Below are 14680 nucleotides of genomic sequence, written 5' to 3' on the forward strand. Positions count from 1 at the left end.
GTTAGTGAAGGTGTGTTTCGTAGGCATCTAAAAAAGATGCGACATTTTGAAACAGGGTTTCTACTTCTATCACTACGCTTTCAGCCTTTGACTGGGCACTTAATGCGCCAAAAGCGGTGTAATATTCTTCACCATTAATGGTGGAAATACCCACGGTAGTGAGCGGAAAAACCATATGGGTAGAAAGTATTTCGTGATCAAGTGCGGCTTTGTCGTTTACCTGATTGGCTGAAAACAACAGACTTTCAACCAATATCTGCTCGCCAGATATGGCCAGCCATGCATCAATGCCGTCTTGATTAGCAATAAGCAGGCAGCCTTCTTCCTTAGTTACAACATAATCGTCGTATTCTTTTAACAGGGCTTCAAGCTGCATTAAATCCCAGCTCATAGGTTTCTCCTTTAATGTTGATGCGATATTAAGTGACCGTACTTTACCCAGATTTGTGCAGACCGCCAACATTCGCACCATCAGTGTAGACAAAGTACACCCTGATGGTCAATAATAAATAGTGTTCCAATGTGTAAAAAAATGTGTCTTTGTAAATTATAACTCACAAATGGTGATTATGTGACTACTCAGAAAAACTGGCGTTTACTGGTTCAGCGTTTGTTAAAGGCGCAAATGAGTGTGCGCGGAGTTAAATACCAGCAACTTAGCGAAAGGTTGGCTCAGGCAGGCATAGAGCAAAGTGCTGACAACCTGCGCAATAAGGTCAACAAAGGTATTATGGGGGCAGATTTATTATTGCAAATACTAATGGTTTTAAATGTGCGGTCGCTGGTTATGTCAGATTTACAGGAAATCCTCGCTGATCTTGAAGACCAGGAAAGGTAAACTAGGTGATGACAAAAAGCGTCGGCCCTCAGAAGATGTTTGTTTCAGGTAATCATAAAAACAGTAAAAAGACTGAGCAAACATGAAGAGGCAGGGGATAAAAAACGAGCCCGGTCAGCGTTCCGGGCTCGGCTAAATAGAATTCGGTCGGAGAACGTCATATCTATTTGAACGCTATTTTATCCGTTTAGGCCGCAATGTATATTGGTTCGCCGTATCAGGTAAACTACGAACGTATTAGTAGGTATACCTGCTAGTCAGGCGTTTCTTTTTCCATCAATAGGTTAGATGTTGGAACCGTTAATGAAACTCAGTGATTTTAATTTTTCTTTGCCCGAAAAACTCATAGCGAAATACCCCACGCAGCGACGCAGCGCCAGTCGGTTGCTGCATTTGGAAGGTAAAAGCGGTGCGGTTACCCACCGTATGTTCGCCGATATGTTGACCCTTGTCGAAGAGGGGGATTTATTAATTTTTAACAACACCCGGGTTATTCCGGCGCGTCTTAAGGGCAATAAAGCCACGGGCGGACAGGTTGAAGTGTTGGTTGAGCGGATTTTGCCCGACGACACCATTCTTGCTCATGTGCGCGCCAGCAAAGCGCCGAAACCAGGAACTCATCTTACGCTTGAGAATCACATTCAGGCGACGGTGCTTGGCCGTCGTGATGCGTTGTTCCATTTACAGTTTACCAACGATGAAAGCGTACTAAACCTGTTAGAAGCCTATGGCCATATGCCTTTGCCGCCGTATATCGACCGGCCTGACGAAAACAGTGACAAAGAACGTTATCAGACGGTATACAACCAAAAACCCGGGGCCGTAGCGGCGCCCACCGCAGGCTTACACTTTGACGATGACATGTTGCAAAGCCTGCGCGATAAAGGCGTAGAACTAGGTTTTGTAACCTTGCATGTCGGGGCAGGCACCTTTCAGCCAGTGCGGGTCGACAACATTCTTGAACACAAAATGCACGCCGAATACGCTGAAGTTGACGCTACTGTGGTTGAAGCCATTGAACGTACTAAGGCTGCGGGCAAACGGGTGATAGCGGTAGGTACTACCTCGGTTCGCTCGATTGAGTCGGCGGCGAAAGCCGCGGGTGACAATGCGCTTATCGCGCCCTTTTTTGCTGATACCGAAATATTTATTTATCCGGGTTTTAATTTTGAAGTCATTGATGCCATGTTCACCAATTTTCACCTACCCGAGTCTACACTGATGATGCTGATAAGCGCCTTTGCCGGGCGTGACAACGTGATGAATGCATACCAGCAGGCAATTGAATCTGAATACCGCTTTTTTAGTTATGGCGACAGTATGTTCATTGAAAAAGCGTAAAAATACGACCAATCATGGTATCGGCACATGATCTGTAGCACAGAACTGGTATAATCGCCGCCAATTATTCAGACCCCGGCGCCATAGCGCCTGAAATCGGGACCACAAGTTCATGCAATTTGAGTTGTTAAAAACACAAGGCAAAGCCAGACGCGGCCGGTTGAAGTTTGACCGTGGCGAGGTTGAAACCCCCGCATTTATGCCGGTAGGCACCTACGGTACGGTAAAGGGAATGACCCCGGAAGAACTGGAAGCCAGCGGCGCGCATATTTGTCTGGGCAATACGTTTCACTTAATGCTGCGTCCTGGTACCAGCATTATTAAACAGCACGGCGACCTGCACGATTTTATGCACTGGAACAAACCTATTCTGACCGACTCAGGCGGTTTTCAGGTGTTTAGTTTGGGCGACTTACGCAAAATAACCGAAGAAGGCGTGACTTTTCGTTCGCCCATCAATGGTGAGAAAATTTTGCTGACCCCTGAAAAATCAATGGATGTTCAGCGCGATTTAGGCTCTGACATTGTGATGATTTTTGATGAGTGCACGCCCTTTCCGGCGACAGAACAAGAAGCCAGATTGTCAATGGAAATGTCATTACGCTGGGCCGAGCGCAGTAAAACTGCCCATGGCGATAATCCGGCAGCGTTGTTTGGTATTATTCAAGGCGGTATGTACGAAGACTTGCGCGACACCTCGCTGGCGGGTCTTGAAGAGATTGGCTTTGATGGCTACGCCATTGGTGGTTTGTCGGTAGGCGAACCCAAAGAAGACATGATTCGCATTATTGAGCATACCGCGCATCAGATTCCGGATAACAAACCCCGCTATTTAATGGGCGTGGGTAAACCAGAAGACATTGTTGAGGCTGTACGCCGTGGTGTAGACATGTTCGACTGTGTTATGCCCACCCGAAATGCCCGTAACGGTCATTTGTTTGTTACCGATGGGGTAGTAAAAATTCGTAATGCCAAGCATCGCAATGACACCGCGGCATTGGATGAAAATTGTGACTGCTACACTTGTGAAAATTACTCCCGGTCTTATTTACATCATCTGGACAAATGCAATGAGATATTAGGTGCCCGCCTGAATACCATTCATAACCTGCGTTATTATCAGCTGGTTATGCAGGGTTTGCGCGACGCCCTTGATGCAGGCTCATTAGATGAGTTCGTTACCGAATTTTACGCACAAAAAAATATGCCGGTTCCGGCGCTATAACAACAACGAAAGATAGAGGAATATTATGAGCTTATTCATTTCAAACGCTTACGCACAGTCAGCCGGGGGCCAGGAAGGCGGCGGCTTCGAAATGCTAATCATGCTGGGTGTGTTTGGTCTGATTTTTTACTTTTTGCTGTATCGCCCACAGGCTAAGCGTGTAAAAGAGCACAAATCATTAGTCTCATCACTAAGTAAAAACGATGAAGTGCTGACACAAGGCGGTTTGGTTGGTCGTATCGTAAAGGTGGTTGAAGATAAAGATTTTATCGAAATTGCCTTAAACGAGACCAACACCATCGTTGTACAGAAGTCATCAGTTACCGCCGTTTTGCCAAAAGGCACAATGAAAGCAATCTAATAAGTTCTACGCCGGAGCCGGGCATAGTGTCTCCGGCGTCCGGCAAAAAGGAATTTGTCTGTGTTAAACAAGAACTCTGTCTGGAAGGTGATTCTTGCAGTCCTGTTTGTCGGACTGTGTGCATTGTATGCCCTTCCCAATCTTTACGGTGAAGACAACGCCGTTCAAATCTCGGCCGGCCGCGACGCGGTAGTTACCCAGCAAATGGTATCGCAGGTTGAGCAAACCCTGTCTGCAAATAACATCAGTCCTAAACGGGTTGAATTTGAAGACGAACAAATATTGGTGCGCTTAACCGGGTCTGAAGATCAGTTAAAAGCACGTGAAATGCTAGAAAAGGCACTTGGCGACGATTACATTGTGGCTATGAACCTGGCGGCAGATACCCCCGAATGGCTTGAAAATTTAGGCGCCTCGCCTATGAAGCTGGGCCTGGATTTACGTGGTGGTGTGCACTTCTTAATGGAAGTGGACATGAGCGAAGCGATTGCCAAATCGTTAGAGGATGCCGAAAGTGATTTTCGGACCGCGCTGCGTGAAGAAAAAATTCGATATCGCACCGTCACAAAACGTGACAACCATGTTGATATTAAATTTCGTAGCGAAGAAACCCTGGAAAAAGCCCAGTTTTTCTTACGTAATCGCAATCGCGATCTTCAGTTCACCGAAGCCGGTGACATGGTACTGCGCGCTACGTTTTCTGAAGATAAACTAAATGAGATTCGTGATTACGCGGTAAAACAAAATATTACTATTTTGCGTAACCGGGTTAACCAGCTAGGTGTTGCCGAGCCGCTGATTCAAAAGCAAGGTGCGGAACGTATAGTGGTGCAGCTACCGGGTGTTCAAGATACCGCCCGCGCCAAAGAAATTCTGAATGCGACCGCTACTCTGGAATTTAGACTGTTAGATCGCGACAACGATGTGCGTGATGCGGTCAGTGGTCGGGTGCCACCGGGCTCACAGTTAATTGAAGACAAAAATGGTCAGCCGCAGTTACTTGAAAAGCAAATAATGCTGACCGGTAACCATATCATTGATGCCAATAACAGCGTGGATGAATACGGCATACCGCAGGTGAATATTTCTTTGGATTCAGAAGGCGGCAATAAAATGTCGCGTGGCACCCGGGGTAATATTGGTAACCCCATGGCCACGGTGTTTATTGAATACAAAACCACCGGCGAGAAAAACGAAAACGGTAAGCTGATATTTGAAAAGCACGAAGAAGTTATCTCGGTAGCCACCATTCAGGCGCAACTGGGTAGCAGCTTTCGCATTACTGGTCTGGACTCGCCTAAAGAAGCCCGCGACTTAGCCCTGCTGTTACGTGCCGGAGCGCTTATTGCGCCCATTCAAATTGTGGAAGAACGCACCGTTGGGCCAAGTCTGGGTCAGGAAAATATCGATCTGGGTATGCAGGCCATCGTTTACGGTTTATTAGCGGTACTGGTCTTCATGCTTATTTACTACAAGGCATTTGGTATTGTGGCCAATGTAGCCTTGGTGTCTAACCTGGTGATGATTGTCGGGATTATGTCTATGATACCCGGAGCGACATTAACCTTGCCGGGCATGGCGGGTATTGTATTGACCGTGGGTATGGCGGTGGACGCCAATGTTCTTATTTTTGAGCGTATTCGTGAAGAGCTCAGAGACGGGCGTAGCCCACAACAAGCCATCCATCATGGTTACGACAGTGCGTTTTCAACCATATTAGATGCCAACATCACTACCTTTATTGCCGGCCTGATTTTGTTTGCAGTAGGTACCGGTCCAATTAAAGGCTTTTCAATCACACTGATGATTGGTATTGCGACTTCTATGTTTACGGCCATTATGCTAACCCGCATCATCGTTAATGCGGCGTGGGGCGGACGTAAAGTGAAGAAATTGGCGATTTAAGGAGAAAGCGAATGCGTATTATCAATCTATCCGGCACCGTCAATTTCATGCGCCTGCGTATGGTTACCACTATTATGTCAGTGGTGTTATTAGCAGGGACTATTGGTTCACTTGCCATTAATGGTCTGAACTGGGGACTGGATTTTACCGGCGGCACATTAATTGAGGTCGGTTACGAAGAGCCTGCTAATTTGTCGAATATTCGTAAGCAATTAAATGCTTCCGAATTTGACGATGCCGTAGTGCAGAATTTTGGCTCAAGTGAGGCGGTACTGATTCGTATCGCCCCGCGCGAAGGAGTGAAGTCAGCGCAAATAGGCGACCAGGTACTGCAGGCTTTGCGTACCGGCGATACTGTCGTTGAAATGCGTCGTATTGAGTTTGTTGGCCCGAACGTGGGTGAAGAGCTTACCGAGCAGGGCGGTTTGGCCATGCTGGTGGCGTTACTGTGTATTTTACTGTACGTGGCAATGCGGTTTGAATGGCGCTTTGCGTTAGGGTCGGTCACAGCATTGGCCCACGATGTGCTATTAACGCTGGGCCTATTCTCAATTTTACAAATTGAGTTTGATTTAACGGTATTGGCCGCCGTGCTGGCGGTTATAGGTTACTCACTTAACGACACCATAGTGGTGTGTGACCGTATTCGGGAAAACTTCAGAAAAATCCGTAAAGGCGAGCCGGTTGACATTGTGAACATCTCGTTGACACAAACATTAAACCGGACCCTGGTCACCTCACTGACCACGATTATTGTATTGATTGCGCTGTTTTATAAAGGCGGTGCGTTAATTCACGGGTTTGCTACGGCACTGTTATTTGGGGTTATTATTGGTACTTATTCGTCTATTTATATCGCCAGCTCGGTTGCATTGGCACTGGGTATAAGTAAAGAAGATTTGATGCCTCCTCAGGTTGAAAAAGAAGGTGCGGACATGGACCCGCATCCATAGCCGATACTTTTTAGCTTAAAACAATCATGTAAGCCGCCTTTTCTACAGGCGGCTTTTTATTTTGCGAAGATATGATAATCTTTAGATGGAATTTAAACTAAGGATTGGTTATGACATTTCGCAAAATCTTGTGCTCGGCCTTACTTACTTTGTCTACAGCGGTAAATGCAGGGGTGACTCCCTGGTTAGATTTTCAGCTGGAAAATGGACATATCGCCTTTCCTGTCACCATTGCCAATCAACCTACCTACGCCATTTTAGACAGTGGCTCGCAAATTCATGCCATTAACCAGGCCTTTGTGGCAAAAAACGAGCTGGAATTTTCGCGGGTAGGCAAAGTGCGCATTCAGGGTGTTTTCGGTGAAGCACGCCGCGATAAACTGTCTAATGTCCCGGTAGGGATTTTCGGCAGTACGATGGAGCTTGACGGCGTAATCGAAATGTCGCTGGGGCATCACTCTCGCGGATTATTGCTAGGCGCACCACTGTTTTACGGCAATATTATGCAAATTGATTATCCTAACAATCAGCTGCGTCTTATAACCCGGGATTCGATGGATTTGGCTGACTTTAAAAATATTCCGATGGTTGACCAACGCGGTACGGGGATGCCTTTGGTTGAAGTTGCCCTTAACGGGCGAAAAGTATGGTTGGTATTAGATACGGGTAATTCTGGCGGCATAATTATAGAGCGCACCTTAGCCGAAAGCTTTGATTTTGTAGACGCGAAAAACGAAGTCAGTGGCGCGGCAGGGGCTACTCGCGAGTCTCGTATTGAATCGCTGCGTATTAAAGAGGTGGTTTTTGGCCCCTATACGTTAGAAAACGTGCTGGTGTCATTTAATGCTCAAGGCAGTGGAATCAATCTGAAAAACCAGTTTACGGTAACCGGGTCAAGGGTTAAAGGAAAGCGGGTGGTGGGGTTAATTGGCTACGATGTACTTAAGCACTTTATATTGACCATGGATTATGGCCGCGGTCATATGCATGTTGGGCTTCCCGAAGACAAAGGCTAAGTTTTAGCGCGGGCAATGAAACAACATATCATCTGATTTATAATGACTATGTTGTGGTACTAAGCACAGTATCTTTTGATGAATACTGTGCTTACATTGTTTTCTTACACGCTTTACTTAAGGTGTTTTACCAGGCCCTGAACTACTTTAGGGCTACCGGCAACCACTTCACCTTTATACAGCGGGTCGTTGTTACCGGCAAAATCTGTCACCAGACCGCCCGATTCACGAACCAATAATTCACCGGCTGCAATATCCCAACATTTAATGCCGCGTTCCCAGTACCCGTCGTGACGGCCCGCAGCTACATAAGCCATATCCAAAGCAGCACTACCAGCACGGCGAACATCGCCACACTCATGGAAAATTTTGTTGAGGCTTAGGGCGAACTCGCCATATTGCTGCTTATTTTTGTACGGCAAACCTGTGGCTAACACCGTGTTGGCCAGATCACGTGGCTTAGTTACCCGCAAGCGGTAACCATTTAACTGCGCACCTTTGCCCCGGCTGGCGGTGAAGATTTCACTACGAATAGGATCAAAGACAACCGCCTGATCAAGACGGCCTTTATAAAGCAGCGCAATAGAAACGGCAAAATGAGGAATGCCTTTGATAAAATTGGTGGTGCCATCTAACGGGTCAATAATCCACTGAAAATCAGGGTCTTCGCCTTCGGTTTCGCCGCTTTCTTCACCCAAAAAGCTATGAGTAGGGTAAGACTGACGAATTTTGTAAATTATTGCTTTTTCTGCTTCCTTGTCGATATGAGTTACATAGTCGTTATTGCCTTTTTCTTGCAGTTGCAAGTCATCACGGTTTTCAAAACCACGGACAATAATTGTACCTGCCGCACGCGCAGCGCGTACCGCAATATTCAGCATAGGATGCATAGTCACCACCAATTGTAAAAGATCGAATGTCGGCCGCTTGTTCAGCAGCCGATAAAAAACGCGCGAAGTGTACCTACAGTTCATTCATTATGCAATGCAAGAGAGCATGTTGCAGGGTAAAATTTGATGCTGTCTCGCAATAGCAGGTCAATCCACACCTGTGGTAAACTTTATAACAAACCATATATACAAAACGAAACCATGCTGGAAAATATCAGGGTTGTGCTCGTCAATACTTCACATACGGGCAATATTGGCTCCGCGGCCCGGGCTATGAAAACAATGGGGTTGAGCGACCTTTATTTGGTCGACCCGATACAGCCACCTGATGGTAAATCAAGTGCGATGGCAGCCGGGGCGGGCGATGTTCTTGGCAATGCCACCACCGTGGCTACGCTAGAAGAAGCGGTGGCAGGGTGTGGCCTGGTAGTAGGCACCTCTGCTCGTTCGCGCACACACTCATGGCCTATGCTTGACCCTCGCCAGTGTGGTGAAAAGATGATTGCTGAAGTCCCCAAGTACCCGGTAGCGTTAGTGTTTGGACGCGAAAATAATGGCTTAACCAACGAAGAGCTGCAGCAGTGTCATTATCATGTGTGTATTCCGGCAAACCCTGAATACAGTTCATTGAATCTTGCTATGGCGGTACAGACCCTTAGCTATGAAGTACGTATGGCCTGGTTAAGTAAAGACACCATTAACGAAGAGCCAAATGAGTATCCGTTAAGCGATGATTTAGAACGGTTCTATCAACATCTGGAATCAAGCCTGATGGGCACCGGCTTTGTGGTTAAAAATCATCCCGGGTTAGTCATGACCAAACTTCGGCGGCTATTTAATCGCGCCCGACCTGAATCTCAGGAACTGAATATTTTGCGTGGCATCCTTTCTTCTATCGATAAAGCGGTTAAAAAAGACTAAGTATTCATGTTCACAAGAATAAAAGACGATATCCGTGGCGTGTTTCACCGAGACCCCGCTGCCAGAAATACCTTTGAAGTATTAACAAACTATCCAGGATTGCATGCTATCTGGATGCATCGTGTTGCTCACCGGCTATGGCGTTCTGATTTTAAGTGGCTGGCCCGCAGTGTGTCTACGTTTAGTCGCTGGCTAACGGGCATCGAGATACATCCTGGAGCCAAATTGGGCCGTCGATTTTTTATCGATCACGGCATGGGGGTGGTCATTGGCGAAACCGCAGAAATTGGCGATGATGTCACCTTGTATCATGGTGTTACGTTAGGGGGGACATCGTGGCAAGCGGGTAAGCGCCATCCCACCCTTGAAAACAACGTAGTGGTCGGTGCCGGCGCTAAAGTGTTGGGTCCAATCACTATAGGCGAAGGCGCTAAAGTAGGCTCAAATTCAGTGGTGGTTAAAAGTGCTCCGGCCGGCTCTACGGTGGTTGGCATTCCAGGACGCATTGTACTCAGTCAGACCAATCGGCAAGAAGCAGAGCAAAAAACCGATAAACGCAATTGTATTGCCCAAAAATACGGTTTTGACGCCTACGCCATAGCGCCTGATAATCCCGATCCGGTGGCCAATGCAATGGGCATTATGCTGGAACATATGCACCAGATGGACAGCAAGGTTGAAGAGATGTGTTCCGTGATTCGGGCGATGGGTGGCGATGTATGCACCGATAAAATTCATTCGCTGAGCAAAGAAGACTTTGCCGACACGGGCATTGACCCTACTGTAAATCAGGGTGAAGAGACCCTGGATGAATTTGACCCTAAGATTTAAAGTCTGTAAACCAATACGCTTAAGCCTAACAAAGAGTTGCTAAGGCTTGTTAAACCGGGGTTACAAATAGCTTTGTATAGTTAGATAGCACCAGAAAGCCAGGCAGTGCTTGCAGGGTAAATAGCCCTTAATGGGCAGAAAATGTTAACCCATTTTTTGCAAGGCCGGGGAGCTAGTGACTGGTATCGGCGCTAGCCCTACCATGGTTTATCCAGATTTATGGCACACCATACCTTGCAATCGTTCAAAGCACAAAAGGCGAAAAATCACCCCCTGGTCTTTGTTATGACACGTAAAGCCTGGCTCGTAAAACTAAGCTGGCTTAGCTTTCGTCTTTTTTAGGCTCGGAATTTTTATCTTCGGCTTTTTTCACTCTGATTTTAGCCTCGCCTACCATCTTATCATTTAAGTTTTTAATGGCCGCTTTGGCATCGCCAGGTTTTGGCATTTCTACGAAGGCAAAGCCTTTTGACTCTTTGGTTTTCTGATCTAAGACCAGATTGCACGATTGTACAATTCCGTGTGCGCTGAACAGGTTGGTTAATTCGGCTTCGGTAGTGGTTCGGTCTAAGTTTCGGACTAAAATTTTCATAATTAATATTTCACGCAGTAAATAAGGCACTAAAAGAGAATGTGAAGCCACGCGTAAGCGCTACGACCTGACTATTCGTAAGCATTTCGGGCACGCTCAGTTCATCATTGTAATGCATTTTTTACCAGTCCCGAAATCAGCCTGTATATTAACACTTTATAGGGTCAGGTTTTCGCTTAACTTGTTCTATCTTTTTAGCATCGGTTGAAAGACAAAATCAATCAGACTCATTGAGACAGCCGAACCAGACTTTGAAAAAGCAGTGAATTCTTTGTGCTAAGATTTACAATGCTTTGTTTTGGCTAATATTTTTTCGTAACCACCCCAAAGTGAATACCCCCCGATTGCGTGATTTACCACCAGGCCCAAATACTTGACCAATTTAGTCAGGTATGGAACAATTCTGCCATCAAAAACGGCAGGGGAGTTCTATGAAATTAACATCGAAAGGCCGGTACGCGGTAACCGCTATGCTTGACGTGGCGCTGCATTCTAGCCGTGGTCCGGTTCCTTTAGCCGACATCTCTGAGCGACAGGAAATTTCTTTGTCGTACCTTGAACAACTTTTCTCGCGATTACGCAAAGAACAGCTGGTGAGCAGTGTACGTGGCCCCGGCGGCGGTTATTTGTTAGGGCGTGAGCCGGTTGATATTGCCATTGGTGAAGTTATTCGCGCGGTGGATGAGTCGGTCGATGCGACCCGATGTCAGGGTCAGTCTGATTGTCAGGGTGGAGAGCGCTGTCTTACTCACAGCTTGTGGCAGGACCTTAGCGACCGAATCAGTGTTTTTCTGGATGGTATTTCATTAGGTGAGCTGATGGCCAAGCGGGATGTGCTAGAGGTGGCCGACAGACAGGATAAAAACGCGCTGGGTAAAGCGCAGGATATACAGGTGAGCATACAGTTGTGAGCAACCAGACCCAACCTCCGGTTTATTTAGATTATGCCGCCACCACCCCGGTTGATCCGCTAGTAGCTGAGCAAATGATGCAGTGTCTGACCATGGATGGCAATTTTGGTAATGCGTCTTCACGTACTTATCGCTATGGCTGGATGGCCGAAGAAGCTGTGGATGTGGCCCGCAGTCAGGTGTCAGATTTACTAAACTGCGATCCCCGCGAGATTGTATTTACCTCAGGAGCGACCGAGGCCAACAATTTAGCCATAAAAGGGGTGGCGCAGCAGTATCAGGATAAAGGTCGGCATATCGTTACTGTGGTGACCGAACACAAAGCGGTGCTTGATACATGCGCGTATCTACAAACTCAAGGCTATGAAGTAACGTATCTGCCGGTGGACGAGCAGGGGTTACTAAATCTGAATGAGCTTGAAAAAGCGCTGCGTGATGACACCATTTTAGTGTCGGTAATGCACGTGAATAACGAAATCGGGGTAATCCAGGATATCACTGCTATTGGCGAGCTATGCCGTGCACGCCAGATTGCGTTTCATGTGGATGGTGCCCAAAGCGTGGGTAAATTGCCTGTTGATTTAAGTACGCTGCCAGTAGATTTGTATTCGTTGTCGGCCCATAAGTTTTACGGGCCCAAAGGCAGCGGCGCATTATATGTACGTCGCCGTCCAAAGGTTCGGGTTGCTGAACAAATCCATGGTGGCGGCCACGAGCGCGGTATGCGCTCAGGAACACTGGCTACCCATCAAATTGTGGGATTAGGTACCGCGTGTGAATTGGCCGGTGAAAACCTGCCCGAAGAAATGATGCGCATTAGCGCTTTGCGCGACAAACTTTGGAAGGGTCTGAGTGCACTGCCAAACAGTCAGCTTAATGGGCACCCCACACAGCGGGTCGCCGGCAATTTGAATGTCAGCTTTACCGGTATTGATGGCGAAAGCCTGATAATGGCGCTCAACACCATTGCGGTGTCATCGGGTTCAGCCTGTACTTCAGCCAGTATGGAGCCGTCTTATGTACTGCGAGCTATCGGCTGTGACGCCGAAACCGCTCACAGCGGACTCCGTTTTTCTGTAGGTCGGTATACGTCGGATGAAGATATTGACCAGGCAATAGAAAAAGTAACCAGTGTGGTTAAAAGTATGCTTGAAGCTAATCGTCAGTAACCACGCTATGCATTTATTCGCGTTGAATAAAACCTGATATTCGGGCATGATCCGCCGCGCTCAGACCAGGCGGTATATAGCAATTTATACAAAGCGCCGGTACACCACACCGGCATCCGGGTAATACTTGAGTGATTTACTCAGGTATTATACAATAGAGCACAGTTTTAAGGCGTTGAGCAGCTTTTTACGCACCACTAAAAAGTGATGTAGGGCAAGACCGTCATGGCCCTTTTATTCAATGCTCCGCTATGGCAGGCAAACAAGTGAGACTTCAATATGAGTGAACAGAGCGAACAGATAGATCGAGCGCTGGAACGTAAGTACGATGCCGGCTTCTACTCTGACATCGAGTCTGAAACATTTGAAAATGGCTTGGACGAGTCGGTTATCCGTCGTATCTCAGCAATGAAAAATGAGCCTGAATGGATGCTGGACTGGCGTTTGAAAGCCTATCATGCGTGGCTTGAGATGGACGAGCCGGAATGGGCACATGTCCATTATCCAAAAATTGATTTTCAGGCAGTATCGTATTATTCCGCGCCTAAAAGCATGAAAGACAAACCGCAGTCGCTGGACGAAGTCGATCCAGAACTTCTGCGTACCTACGAAAAGCTGGGTATTCCGTTGCACGAACAGGAAATGCTGGCCGGCGTAGCAGTAGATGCAGTGTTTGACTCGGTCTCAGTGGTAACGACTTTCCGCTCGAAGCTGGAAGAGGCGGGCGTTATTTTTTGTCCTATCTCAGAGGCAATTCAAAAGTACCCTGAGCTGGTGAAAAAATACATCGGCTCTGTAGTACCTCGTAGCGATAACTTTTATGCAGCGCTTAACTGCGCGGTATTTACTGACGGCTCGTTTGTTTACATTCCAAAAGGTGTGCGCTGCCCAATGGAATTATCGACCTATTTTCGTATTAATCAGGAAAACACCGGCCAGTTTGAACGGACACTCATTGTGGCTGAAGAAGGCAGCTATGTAAGCTACCTTGAAGGTTGTACCGCGCCTCAACGTGATGAAAATCAGCTGCATGCCGCAGTAGTAGAGCTGGTGGCCATGGACGATGCACAAATTAAATATTCAACGGTGCAAAACTGGTATCCCGGCGATGAAAATGGCAAAGGCGGTATTTACAACTTTGTGACCAAGCGGGGTATTTGTCATACCAACGCCAAGATTTCGTGGACCCAGGTTGAAACCGGTTCTGCGGTTACCTGGAAATACCCAAGCTGCATTTTAAAAGGTGATAACAGTGTTGGCGAGTTTTACTCTGTAGCATTAACCCGTGGTCGTCAGCAGGCCGATACCGGCACCAAGATGATTCATATTGGTAAAAACACCCGCTCAACCATTATCTCTAAGGGGATTTCGGCGGGCAGAAGTAACAATGCATATCGCGGTCTGGTGTCGATGGGCCCTAAAGCCGACGGGGCGCGTAACTTTACCGAGTGTGACTCGTTACTTATTGGTGATACCTGTGGCGCACACACATTTCCGTATATAGAAAGCCGCAATCCTACTGCGATTGTAGAGCACGAAGCCACTACCTCAAAGGTAAGTGATGACCAGCTGTTTTTGTGTCAGCAGCGTGGTATGGATCCTGAAAAAGCCGTCTCGATGATTGTGAATGGCTTTTGTAAGGAAGTATTTAAAGAATTACCGATGGAGTTTGCGGTAGAAGCCGGCAAACTTCTCGAAATCAGTCTTGAAGGTTCAGTGGGGTAATA

General features: G+C 47.1%; 15 protein-coding genes. 12 read left to right on the plus strand and 3 right to left on the minus strand.

What is annotated here, in order from left to right:
• Position 1: 1 nt before the first annotated feature.
• Positions 2-391 carry a DUF2170 family protein gene (locus JK130_RS02310; protein ID WP_218352600.1) on the minus strand — a complete coding sequence of 130 codons (390 nt, stop codon included), beginning with the start codon at positions 389-391 and terminating at the stop codon, positions 2-4.
• A 234-nt stretch (positions 392-625) separates the two neighbouring features.
• Here JK130_RS02310 and JK130_RS02315 point away from each other — a divergent pair, with 234 nt between their 5' ends.
• The 7 genes from JK130_RS02315 to JK130_RS02345 all read left to right on the plus strand — a co-directional run bounded on the left by JK130_RS02315 (position 626) and on the right by JK130_RS02345 (position 7639).
• Complete coding sequence (locus JK130_RS02315) at positions 626-838, plus strand: DUF6471 domain-containing protein (RefSeq protein ID WP_220099449.1); 213 nt, start codon at positions 626-628, stop codon at positions 836-838.
• 303 nt (positions 839-1141) lie between these two features.
• A complete protein-coding gene (gene queA, locus JK130_RS02320) occupies positions 1142-2179 on the plus strand; it encodes a tRNA preQ1(34) S-adenosylmethionine ribosyltransferase-isomerase QueA (protein WP_218352602.1) in 1038 nt (345 codons plus the stop codon).
• 112 nt (positions 2180-2291) lie between these two features.
• On the plus strand, positions 2292-3404 hold the full coding sequence (tgt, locus tag JK130_RS02325) for a tRNA guanosine(34) transglycosylase Tgt (RefSeq protein WP_218352603.1): 1113 nt from the start codon (positions 2292-2294) through the stop codon (positions 3402-3404).
• 25 nt (positions 3405-3429) lie between these two features.
• Positions 3430-3765: a preprotein translocase subunit YajC gene (gene yajC, locus JK130_RS02330; RefSeq protein WP_218352604.1), complete on the plus strand. Its 336-nt coding sequence runs from the start codon at positions 3430-3432 to the stop codon at positions 3763-3765.
• 60 nt (positions 3766-3825) lie between these two features.
• Entirely contained in the window at positions 3826-5670 is a 1845-nt protein-coding gene (gene secD, locus JK130_RS02335) for a protein translocase subunit SecD (RefSeq protein WP_218352605.1), read from the plus strand.
• A gap of 11 nt (positions 5671-5681) precedes the next feature.
• Positions 5682-6623 (plus strand): protein translocase subunit SecF, encoded by a 942-nt coding sequence (gene secF / locus JK130_RS02340; RefSeq protein WP_218352606.1) that lies wholly within the window; start codon positions 5682-5684, stop codon positions 6621-6623.
• A gap of 110 nt (positions 6624-6733) precedes the next feature.
• Positions 6734-7639 carry an aspartyl protease family protein gene (locus JK130_RS02345; RefSeq protein WP_218352607.1) on the plus strand — a complete coding sequence of 302 codons (906 nt, stop codon included), beginning with the start codon at positions 6734-6736 and terminating at the stop codon, positions 7637-7639.
• A 113-nt stretch (positions 7640-7752) separates the two neighbouring features.
• Here JK130_RS02345 and suhB read toward each other — a convergent pair whose 3' ends face one another.
• Complete coding sequence (suhB, locus tag JK130_RS02350; RefSeq protein WP_218352608.1) at positions 7753-8529, minus strand: inositol-1-monophosphatase; 777 nt, start codon at positions 8527-8529, stop codon at positions 7753-7755.
• A 201-nt stretch (positions 8530-8730) separates the two neighbouring features.
• Between suhB and trmJ the strand changes: the two genes are divergently transcribed.
• A complete protein-coding gene (trmJ, locus tag JK130_RS02355) occupies positions 8731-9450 on the plus strand; it encodes a tRNA (cytosine(32)/uridine(32)-2'-O)-methyltransferase TrmJ (RefSeq protein ID WP_218352609.1) in 720 nt (239 codons plus the stop codon).
• 6 nt (positions 9451-9456) lie between these two features.
• The gene (gene cysE, locus JK130_RS02360; protein ID WP_218352610.1) at positions 9457-10281 is read left to right on the plus strand and encodes a serine O-acetyltransferase; all 825 of its coding nucleotides are present in this window, start codon (positions 9457-9459) and stop codon (positions 10279-10281) included.
• A gap of 322 nt (positions 10282-10603) precedes the next feature.
• Here the strand turns inward: cysE and JK130_RS02365 are convergent, their stop codons facing one another.
• Positions 10604-10873 carry an RNA recognition motif domain-containing protein gene (locus JK130_RS02365; RefSeq protein ID WP_218352611.1) on the minus strand — a complete coding sequence of 90 codons (270 nt, stop codon included), beginning with the start codon at positions 10871-10873 and terminating at the stop codon, positions 10604-10606.
• Positions 10874-11304: 431 nt separating this feature from the next.
• On the opposite strand from JK130_RS02365, the gene iscR reads away from it, so the two are divergent.
• The 3 genes from iscR (at position 11305) to sufB (ending at position 14678) form a co-directional block, all read left to right on the plus strand.
• Positions 11305-11784 (plus strand): Fe-S cluster assembly transcriptional regulator IscR, encoded by a 480-nt coding sequence (gene iscR, locus JK130_RS02370; protein WP_218352612.1) that lies wholly within the window; start codon positions 11305-11307, stop codon positions 11782-11784.
• A complete protein-coding gene (locus tag JK130_RS02375; protein WP_218352613.1) occupies positions 11781-12953 on the plus strand; it encodes an IscS subfamily cysteine desulfurase in 1173 nt (390 codons plus the stop codon). The genes iscR and JK130_RS02375 overlap by 4 nt, the downstream gene beginning before the upstream one ends.
• 279 nt (positions 12954-13232) lie before the next feature.
• Positions 13233-14678: a Fe-S cluster assembly protein SufB gene (gene sufB, locus JK130_RS02380; protein ID WP_218352614.1), complete on the plus strand. Its 1446-nt coding sequence runs from the start codon at positions 13233-13235 to the stop codon at positions 14676-14678.
• Positions 14679-14680 lie beyond the last annotated feature (2 nt).

Source organism: Alteromonas lipotrueiana, from assembly GCF_019249245.1.
GTDB lineage: Bacteria > Pseudomonadota > Gammaproteobacteria > Enterobacterales > Alteromonadaceae > Alteromonas > Alteromonas lipotrueiana.